Source organism: Candidatus Woesearchaeota archaeon (assembly GCA_003694805.1).
Lineage (GTDB): Archaea > Nanobdellota > Nanobdellia > Woesearchaeales > J110 > J110.
This window is the reverse complement of sequence record RFJU01000042.1, coordinates 1-1,755: the sequence shown is the minus strand read 5'-3', so window position 1 is coordinate 1,755 and position 1,755 is coordinate 1. Positions and strand designations below refer to the sequence as shown.

Sequence of the window (1,755 nt, the reverse complement as noted above, 5' to 3'; positions counted from 1 at the left end):
TCGACCGAAGCTTGTTCGAAATCCTTGAGATGACGAATGTAGGTCACAAACGTAGGATTCGAGCAACGAAGGAAGACGTCGAAAAGAATGTCCATCAACGTAGGAGGACACTTGGAACGAGTCGTTCCATGACCAAGGAAGAGAAGAACGTTGCGCAGGGTGGCAACAGCTTCGACAACGTTTTCGGCTTTGAAATGGACGAGGCCCATAGTCATGACGCCAGAAACAACGTTGTGCGCAAGCGCGTCGGTCGACTGAATGATGCGGTTGGCAACGACCCAAAAAGCCATGGGGCCACTCTGGGCCGCATCCGGACTAATCTCCTTGAAGCGAGAAATCTCGGCAATGACGGCGGAGCGAAGATCGACATCGATGTTGGCCATCATGAACTCCCAAGTGAGATTCAAGTTCTGAGACTCGATGGCGGAATCCGAATACTTGATGTAGATGTCACACGACTCGAACACCTGGTCGATGGTGACAGAGTTCCACACCTTGAAAAGGTCGCCAATCTCACGAACACCTTGAGTGTCGGGAGTAGGAGGAGTGGCCGTAGGGTCGCCCGGAATGGTGTAGACTTCGACCAACTGGAAGACGTTGTCGGCGAAGTGCGAACGGAACCAAGTGGCGAAGAACATCGCCGACTGAGCGAACTGCGCAATCGTGTAGAAGAAGTTGGACTTTTCGTTCATCTCGGAAGGTTTGAACGAAGCAACTTGCATGGAGCACGAGAGAGGAACCTTCGAAAGCTTCTTGACGAAGGAATCACGGAACTTGACAAGACCCTCGTTCTGCAACGCATCACGCGTGGCACGGGTGTACCCAGCGTTGGAAGCGACGGGAGCGGCGCGAGTCAAGTTGAACGAAACGTCGGTCGAGAGAGACATGGTCAACGTAGGACGGAGTCGACACGGGAACCAAGAGAGAGAGAGACCGAACGGAAGGAAACAAGGTAGTACGTCGAAAAGGAAACAGGCGCGACCTGGTAGGAATCCGACAGTAGTACAGCGAAGGAAGGGAAAGGTCGAAGAGAGTCAGTAGCTAACCGATAGGTCTTCGAGCCGAAAGCGAACAGTTATCGTGTAGATAACGAAGAGCAAGGAAGATGGTGATGAAAACAAAGAAGCCCTTGAATGGTTGATCAGACCAAAAAGAGTGAGCTTGACGGATTCGAGAGAAAAGTGATGGTTACGATGTTCAAGAAATCCCTTTGGGTAAGTCCAAGGAATCCGAGAATCCGGACCGTCTTTCCTCGAACGTGGATTGACGTAGGAATTGACTCTTTAGGCGATAGTAGGTCGTGGAGAATCCAAGACCGTGAAAACGTAGGGATTGAAGTGTGATTGCGTAGCGCACGTAGAAATGTAAGATGAACGTCCGTCGTTTGGGAAGTGTGACTTGCACACTGGAAACTTTCCGGTCGTAATTGAATCACAACGTGATCGTGAAAACCCAAAGAAAATGAGTCTCGCGACGAAGCGAATCGAGCAACCTCGAGGAACGTTAGAAAACACTGTTACAGCAGGCGCAAAGTGAACGGCTGTCAGGGTTGACTGTACCGCACGTTGGGCTCATAACCTGTCGTGTAACACGTGATAACCAAACGGAGTGTCCCCGAGGTGCGCGAAAGTACGTAGTAACGCGTAAAAACACTAGTAAATACGTAGTGATAATGCCGTGACGAAAGTGGTGAAGTGAAAATTATAAGAGATTACGATAAGTACGGGGAAACGAACTTGTAGATTTCGCAAACGT

At 50.1% G+C, this 1,755-nt stretch carries 2 protein-coding genes; one reads left to right on the top strand and one right to left on the bottom strand.

The genetic code is table 11. From position 1 onward, the window contains the following. On the bottom strand, window positions 1-887 hold an 887-nt coding region (locus D6783_01855; protein RME53506.1), incomplete at its 3' end, for a hypothetical protein. Window positions 888-1,133: 246 nt separating this feature from the next. On the opposite strand from D6783_01855, the gene D6783_01850 reads away from it, so the two are divergent. Continuing rightward, window positions 1,134-1,343, top strand: coding sequence for a hypothetical protein (locus tag D6783_01850; protein ID RME53505.1), 210 nt, complete (start codon window positions 1,134-1,136; stop codon window positions 1,341-1,343). The last annotated feature ends 412 nt before the right edge of the window (window positions 1,344-1,755 follow it).